This window comes from Amnimonas aquatica, assembly GCF_002943415.1.
Classification (GTDB): Bacteria; Pseudomonadota; Gammaproteobacteria; order Pseudomonadales; family Moraxellaceae; genus Perlucidibaca; species Perlucidibaca aquatica_A.
The window spans coordinates 1-7,254 of record NZ_PTQZ01000081.1 but is presented as its reverse complement, the minus strand read 5'-3'; the positions used below and the strand labels follow the sequence as shown (position 1 = coordinate 7,254).

The following is a 7,254-nucleotide window of genomic DNA, read 5'->3' as shown; positions in this document are numbered from 1 at the left end:
GACCTGCCCAACTTCGACTCGGCCAACACCACGTTCAGCTACGAACAGCTGTTCCGCGACAGCCGCTTCTCCGGCGGCGACCGCATCGACGACGCCAACCAGCTCGCCGTCGGCGTCACCTCGCGCTGGATGAACGAGGAAGGCTTCGAGCACCTGCAGGCCTCGCTGGGCCAGATCACCTACTTCCGCGACCGCGACGTGCGCCTGCCGGTGACCTGCACCACGATCTCGCCCTGCGCGCCGCCGACCTGCGTCGCCCCCTGCACCGCCACGCCGCCGCCCGCGACGTCGGCGACTTCGAGCTTCGCCGGCAACGTCACGCTGCGCGCCAACGAGGAGGTCACCCTCTTCGCCGACCTGCTGATGGACCCGGAGGGCGGCCGCCTGTCGCAGTACAGCGCCGCCGTCAGCGTGCTGCCTCAGGACCGCCAGCGTCTCTACAACGCCGGCTACCGCTATCGCCGCGACGACCCGACCATCGGCCAGAAGGCTGTCAGCCAGACCCAGCTGTCCTTCGTTCAACCGCTGGGCACGAACTGGAAGGTGCTCGGCCTGTGGAACTACGACATCAAGGAAAAGGAATCGCAGGAAGCCCTGTTCGGCATTTCCTACGAGTCCTGCTGCTGGCAGGTCAGCCTGTTCAAGCGCAGCTTCCTCGCCGATGCCGCGCTCACCAGCAACAGCGCCGACCGCAAGCGCGATGCCATTTTCGTGGAGATCACGCTCAAGGGCCTGACCGGCCTGAGCAGCGGCGTCGGCTCGCTGTTCGAGAAGAACGTGTTCGGCTACACCCAACTCCAGCACAAGAAGGAAGGTTTCTGATGCGGCGTCATCTGCCAGCCCTGCTGCTCCTGCCCATGCTCTTCGCGACCGCGGCCACGCAGGCCGCGCCGCAGCCGGTGGACCAGATATCGGTCATCGTCAACGATGGCGTGGTACTCAACTCCGAAGTGGATGCGCGCGTCGCCGACCTGCGCTTCCAGCTCGAGCAGCGCAAGGCTCCCGTCCCCAATGACCAGCAGCTCCGCGCCCAGGCGCGCGAGCAGCTCATCCTCGAGGCCCTGCAGCTGCAGCTGGCCGACCGCAACGGCATCCGTCCGGACGACAACGCCACCAACATGGCGCTGGCCGCCATGGCGCGCGAAAACGGCATGACGCTGGACGCCTTCCGCGCCCGCCTCGACAGCACGCCCGGCACCAGCTTCGCCACCGTGCGCGCCACCGTGCAGCGCGAGCAGGTGATCGAGCGCCTGCGCCAGCGCCGCATGGGCGAACGCATCCGCATCACCGATGCCGACATCACGCAGTTCCTGTCCACCCCGGCCGGCGACGAGCTCAACCGCCAGCTCGACGCGCAGCTGAAGCAGGAGCCGGCCAAGCCGGCGGCGGCACCGAAGCCGCCCGAGCAGCAGTACCTGGTGACCCAGATCCTGGTGCCGGTCGAGGACAGCACGCCGATCAAGCAGCAGGCCCGGCTGGCCGAGGTCGCGCAGAAGCTGCTGCTCGCCCAGCGTGGCGGCCAGTCGCCGGAAGAAGCCATCGAGAACCTCAAGGGCCAGGGTTCGGACGCCGCCATCGAGCCCCTGGGCTGGCGCGCCGAAGCCCAGCTGCCCGACCTGCTGCTGCAGCCGCTCAAGCGCCTGGTCGCCGGCCAGCCGCCGGAGCTGATCCGCTCGCCGCGCGGCTGGCACCTGCTCTGGCTGCAGGACCGCCGCGAGCTGGCCCAGGCCGACACCCTGCTGCCGCCACCGCCGCCCGCGCCCACCACCGTGGTCACCCAGCGCGAAGTCCGCCACATCCTCATGCGTCCGAACGACCTGCAGTCCAGCGAGGACATCCGCCAGGCCATGACCGTGATCCACCAGCAGCTCAAGGATGGCGCCGACTTCGACGAGCTGGCGCGCCTCAAGTCGCAGGATCCGGGCTCGGCAGTGAAGGGCGGCGACCTGGGCTGGGTCTCGCCCGGCGACATGGTGCCGGAGTTCGACCGCATGATCGGCCAGACCGCCATAGGCGAGATCAGCGAACCGTTCCAGAGCAGCTTCGGCTGGCACATCCTGCGTGTCGACGGCGAGCGCAAGCAGGAAATGCGCGACAGCATCCTGCGTGACCGCGCACGCTCGATCCTCTATGCCCGCTCCTACGACGAGGAGCTGGGTGCCTGGCTGCGCGAACTGCGCGCGGAAGCCTACGTGGATTTCCGCGGCCAGCGCTGAGTCCCGCACACGGCCCGCCGACAAGGGCGGGCCGTTCACCTCTGGCCCTCCGCGTCACTCCGCCGCCAGCCGGTAGCCCACGCCCGGCTCGGTCAGCAGATAGCGCGGCTCGCCCGGGTCGCGCTCCAGCTTCTGCCGCAGCTGCCGCAGATAGATGCGCAGGTAGTGCGTGTCGTCGCTGTGGTGCCGCCCCCAGATCGCCTGCAGCAGCTGCGCGTGCGTGACCACGCGCCCGCCAGACTGCGCCAGGATGGCCAGCAACTGGAACTCCTTCGGCGTCAGCTTCACCGCCTCGCCCGCCAGCACCACCAGACGCTGCTCCAGATCGATCTCCAGCTCGCCGACACGATAGCGCTGGCTCACCGGTTCGGCCTCCTGCCGGCGGCGTTTCGCCACCCGCAGGCGTGCCAGCAGTTCGGCGACACTGAACGGCTTGGTCAGATAGTCCTCGGCGCCGGCATCCAGCGCCGCGATCTTCTCGCTCTCCTGCGCGCGCGCCGACACGATGATGACCTGGGCCTGGCAACGCGCCTTGAGCTGCGGCAGCAGGCTCAGGCCGTCACGGTCCGGCAGGCCGAGGTCGAGCAGGATCAGCGCCGGGTCATCCACCGCCACCCGCGCCAGCGCCTCGTCGGCGCGCATGGCGGTGGTCACGGTATAGCCCTGCGCGCTCAGCGTGGTGGCCAGCATGCGCGACAGGCCGGGCTCGTCCTCGACCACCAGGATATCGACACTCACGTCTCTCTCTCCTCGGCCGGCAGCTCGAACAGCTCGCCCGCCGGCTCGGCGCAGCGCGGCAGCGCCAGCGTGAAACAGGCCCCGCGCGGCACCCGGGGCGTGGCGCGTATGCTGCCGCCATGGGCCTCGAGGATGGAGCGGCAGATGGCCAGTCCGAGCCCGGCGCCAGGCGCCGGGCCGGCACTGTCGCCGCGATAGAACTTCTGGAACAGCAGATCCGGATCCTCGGCGAAGCCGGGACCGTCGTCGGCGATGGTCAGCGCCACGGTGGCGTCATCGACCCGCGCGCTGATGTCGATGCGCGTCTCCGGCGGCGTGTACTTGCCGATGTTCTCCAGCAGATTGGCCAGCACGCGCTCGATCAGGCGCGGATCGAAGCGCAGCAGCGGCAGATCGGCCGGCAGCACGACACGGATCTCGCGCGGCGCCAGCTTGCCGCGCCAGACCGCGAGCACGGCACCGACGATCTCCTCCAGCGCCTGCCAGTCCTGCTGCAGCTGCACCGGCCCCGACTCCAGGCGCGCCATTTCCAGCAGGTTCTCGACCAGGGTCTGCATGCGCCGCGACTCCTCGTAGATCAGCCCGGCCAGCTCGCGGCGCGCCTCCGGAGCAAGCAGCAGCTCGTCGGACAGCAGCGAAGAGGAAGCTCCGACCAGCCCGGCCAGCGGCGTGCGCAGGTCATGCGACAGCGCGCTGAGCACCGAATTGCGCAGGCGCTCGGTCTCCAGCTCGCGGGTGTAGCGGTACAGACGGTCGAGCTCGCGCGCGCGCTCGGCCGACTCCAGCGCCTGGTCGCGCCAGCTGGTGGCGAGGTGGCTGATGAACAGGCTGAGCGCCATGGTGATGACGAAGGTGAGCAGGTACTGCCCGGACTCGGCGGCATTGAGGAAGCCCCAGGGCACGTAGAGCACGCCGTAGGCCAGGCTGCCCAGCACCGAGGCCAGCACCGCCGGACCGCGTCCGGNTCGCCACCGAGAGGATGCTGACCGCCAGCAGATAAGGCCGCAGGACAGGCCACGTGAGTCGGATGACAGGACTCCTGACAGGTTCGCGGGGCATGCCCGGAAGTTTTTACGGGATTTTTACTTGGCCCGCACGAGGCTCGCACCGACAATGCCAACTGTGCCCGGCAGCGTCAACCGGACCCCCGGGCACCTGCAACCCGGTCCTTTGCGGCGGACCGCCTGCAGCGCGTCCGACGTCGGCATCCACTCCCCTCTCAGGTTGGCTATGGCACAATGGAGTGGATGACCGACGCCCAGGATGTGACCCTTCCCGTGACACCTCCCCTCCTGCCACGCCTGGCGCTGACGCCCGGCGAGCCTGCCGGCATCGGCCCCGACCTGCTGGTGCGCATCGCGCAATCCGACTGGCCCGCCGAACTGGTCGCCGTCACTGATCCTGCCCTGCTCGCGCGCGCCGCGCAACGTCTGCGCCTGCCCCTGCGCCTGCTGCCTTTCGATCCCGCGCAGGCACCGGCGCGCCACCAGCCCGGCACGCTGCGCGTGGCCGCCGTGCCGCTGGCCGCCGAGGAGCAGCCCGGCCGGCTGGATGTGCGCAACGCGGCCGCCGTGCTGGCGACCCTGGCCGAGGCCTGCGACGGCTGCCTGGCCGGCCGTTACGATGCCATGGTCACCGCGCCGGTGCAGAAATCGGTGATCAACGACGCCGGCGTGCCCTTCAGCGGCCACACCGAGTTCCTGCAGGAGCGCTGCGGCGTGCCGCGCGTGGTCATGATGCTGGCCTGCCCCGGCCTGCGCGTGGCGCTGGCCACCACCCACCTGCCGCTGCGCGAGGTGGCGGACGCCATCACCCCGGAACGCCTGACCCAGGTGCTGGATATCCTGCATGACGACCTGCGCGATAAGTTCGGCATCGCCCGGCCGCGCATCCTGGTCACCGGCCTGAACCCGCACGCGGGCGAGGACGGCCACCTCGGCCGCGAGGAGATTGACGTCATCGCGCCGACGCTGGATGCCCTGCGCGCACGCGGCATGGACCTAGAAGGCCCGCTGCCGGCCGACACGCTGTTCACGCCGCGCCTGCTCGCCGGCGCCGATGCCGTGCTCGCCATGTACCACGACCAGGGCCTGCCGGTGCTCAAGCACGCCGGCTTCGGCAATGCCGTCAACATCACCCTCGGTCTGCCCGTCATCCGCACCTCGGTCGACCACGGCACCGCGCTGGCACTGGCCGGCACCGGCCGGGCCGAGGATGGCAGCCTGCGCGCCGCCATCGACGAGGCGCTGGCGATGATCGCCGCCCGCCCGGCCGGGATGCAGACACGAACAGGAGCCTCGTCATGAGCCAGCCCCGCCGCCCCGCGGCCGGCCGCGCGTCCTCGCGCGTAGTCGACGGCCACCACGCGCGCAAGCGCTTCGGCCAGAACTTCCTCAGCGACGACCGCGTGATCCGCCAGATCGTGGCATCGTTCCAGCCCAGCCCCGGCCAGAACGTGGTCGAGATCGGCCCCGGCCTCGGCGCCCTCACCAAGGAGCTGCTGCCGGCCCTCGGCCGCCTGCAGGTGGTGGAGCTGGACCGCGACCTCGCCGCCCGCCTGCCGCAGACACTGGCCGGACTGGGCGAACTGCTCATCCATGAAGGCGACGCGCTGCAGTTCGACTTCAGCCGGCTGGCCACGCCCGCGGCTGCGACACAGACCGCCGGGAACGAGGGCGCGGCGGCCGGCCACGGGGCCGGCGGTCTGCGCGTGATCGGCAACCTGCCCTACAACATTTCCACGCCGCTGATCTTCCACCTGCTCTCGCACAGCGGGCTGATCCGCGACATGCACTTCATGCTGCAGAAGGAAGTGATCGACCGCCTCTGCGCCGAACCGGGCAGCGGCGATTACGGCCGCCTGACGGTGATGACGCAGTACCGCTGCCAGCCGGAGTGGCTGTTCGACGTGCCGCCCGAGGCCTTCAGCCCGCCACCGAAAGTGACTTCCGCCATCGTCAGGCTGACGCCGCATGCCGAGCTGCCCTGGCCCTGCCGGGACGAGAAGCTGCTGGCCGAGGTGGTCACCACCGCCTTCACCATGCGCCGCAAGACCCTGCGCAACGCGCTGAAGCGCTGGCCCGGCGAAGTCATCGAGGCCGCCGGGGTGGATGCCGGCAGTCGCCCGGAAACCCTGTCCGTGGCAGACTACGTGAACATCACCAATGCCCTTGTGGAGGCGTCGCCATGAGCCAGCACGTCCATGCCGTCGACGAGCACGGCATCAGCGTACGCGTGCGCAGCGAATACCTGCCGGAGCCGTCCAACCCCGGCGAGAAGCGTTTTGTCTTCGCCTACCACATCCGCATCAGCAACGAAGGCCGGCGCACCGCGCGTCTGCTGACCCGGCACTGGATCATCACCGACGCCGAAGCGCGCGTGCAGGAAGTGCGCGGCGACGGCGTGATCGGCGAACAGCCGACACTGGCGCCGGGCGAGTTCTTCGAATACACCAGCGGCACCGTGCTGGAGACGCCGGTGGGCAGCATGCACGGCTCCTACGGCATGATCGACGAGATCGGCGAACGCTTCGAGTCCCCCATTCCCGCCTTCACGCTGGCCATGCCGCGCGTGCTCAACTGACCCCGGCGCGACGTCATGGCACACTATGCCATCGGTGATGTGCAGGGCTGCCGTGCCGCCCTGGAGGACCTGCTCGAACGCATCGCCTTCGATCCCGCCGCGGACCGGCTGTTCTTCGCCGGCGACCTGGTGGCGCGCGGCCCCGACTCGCTGGGCACGCTGCGCCTGATCCGCGGCCTCGGCGAGGCGGCGGAGAGCGTGCTCGGCAACCACGATCTGCACTTGATCGCCGCCCGTCACGGCCATGCCCGGGTCAAGGGCAAGGATGGCACCGAGCCCGTCCTGCTCGCCGACGACCGCGACGCGCTGATGGACTGGCTGCAGCAGCGACCGCTGCTGCTGACACTGCCGCGCGGGCTGATGCAGGACGATCCCGCGCACCGCGACGACCTGCCCGTGCTGACCCATGCCGGCCTGCCGCCGCAGTGGGACCTGGACACCGCCACCGCCTGCGCCCGCGAGGTCGAGTCCGCCCTGCGCGGACCGGAGGCCGGCCGCTTCCTGGCCGACATGTACGGCAACGAGCCGGCCGGCTGGTCGGATGATCTGGGCGGCACCACGCGCCTGCGCGTCATCACCAACTACCTGACACGCATGCGCCTGCTGCACGACGACGGCGCCATGGACTTCCTGCACAAGGAGGAACTCGACACGGCGCCACCCGGCCTGACGGCCTGGTTCCAGCTGCCGGCCCCGGCCCATGCCGGCCTGCGCCTGC

8 protein-coding genes are annotated in these 7,254 nt (G+C 70.2%); 6 read left to right on the top strand and 2 right to left on the bottom strand.

Annotation, left to right across the window (positions count from 1 at the left end; all coding sequences use genetic code 11):
- Window positions 1-822: LPS-assembly protein LptD (locus C5O18_RS04775; protein WP_146089211.1), on the top strand; the 822-nt coding region annotated here is incomplete at its 5' end.
- On the top strand, window positions 822-2,216 hold the full coding sequence (locus C5O18_RS04770; protein ID WP_105191925.1) for a peptidylprolyl isomerase: 1,395 nt from the start codon (window positions 822-824) through the stop codon (window positions 2,214-2,216). The genes C5O18_RS04775 and C5O18_RS04770, both read left to right, overlap by 1 nt.
- A gap of 54 nt (window positions 2,217-2,270) precedes the next feature.
- On the opposite strand, the gene C5O18_RS04765 is transcribed toward C5O18_RS04770, so the two are convergent.
- Together C5O18_RS04765 and C5O18_RS04760 are read right to left on the bottom strand one after the other, a co-directional pair.
- Window positions 2,271-2,954 (bottom strand): response regulator, encoded by a 684-nt coding sequence (locus C5O18_RS04765; protein WP_105191923.1) that lies wholly within the window; start codon window positions 2,952-2,954, stop codon window positions 2,271-2,273.
- Entirely contained in the window at window positions 2,951-3,952 is a 1,002-nt protein-coding gene (locus tag C5O18_RS04760) for a sensor histidine kinase (RefSeq protein ID WP_277422145.1), read from the bottom strand. Before C5O18_RS04760 ends, C5O18_RS04765 begins: the two co-directional genes overlap by 4 nt.
- Window positions 3,953-4,231: 279 nt before the next feature.
- Here C5O18_RS04760 and pdxA point away from each other — a divergent pair, with 279 nt between their 5' ends.
- From pdxA to C5O18_RS04740, 4 genes are all read left to right on the top strand, one after another.
- Window positions 4,232-5,260: a 4-hydroxythreonine-4-phosphate dehydrogenase PdxA gene (gene pdxA / locus C5O18_RS04755; RefSeq protein ID WP_241146742.1), complete on the top strand. Its 1,029-nt coding sequence runs from the start codon at window positions 4,232-4,234 to the stop codon at window positions 5,258-5,260.
- Entirely contained in the window at window positions 5,257-6,144 is an 888-nt protein-coding gene (rsmA, locus tag C5O18_RS04750) for a 16S rRNA (adenine(1518)-N(6)/adenine(1519)-N(6))-dimethyltransferase RsmA (protein ID WP_105191920.1), read from the top strand. The genes pdxA and rsmA overlap by 4 nt, the downstream gene beginning before the upstream one ends.
- On the top strand, window positions 6,141-6,536 hold the full coding sequence (gene apaG, locus C5O18_RS04745) for a Co2+/Mg2+ efflux protein ApaG (RefSeq protein ID WP_105191918.1): 396 nt from the start codon (window positions 6,141-6,143) through the stop codon (window positions 6,534-6,536). Before rsmA ends, apaG begins: the two co-directional genes overlap by 4 nt.
- Window positions 6,537-6,551: 15 nt before the next feature.
- Window positions 6,552-7,254, top strand: a 703-nt coding sequence (locus C5O18_RS04740; protein ID WP_105191916.1) for a symmetrical bis(5'-nucleosyl)-tetraphosphatase, incomplete at its 3' end; no start/stop codon positions are given.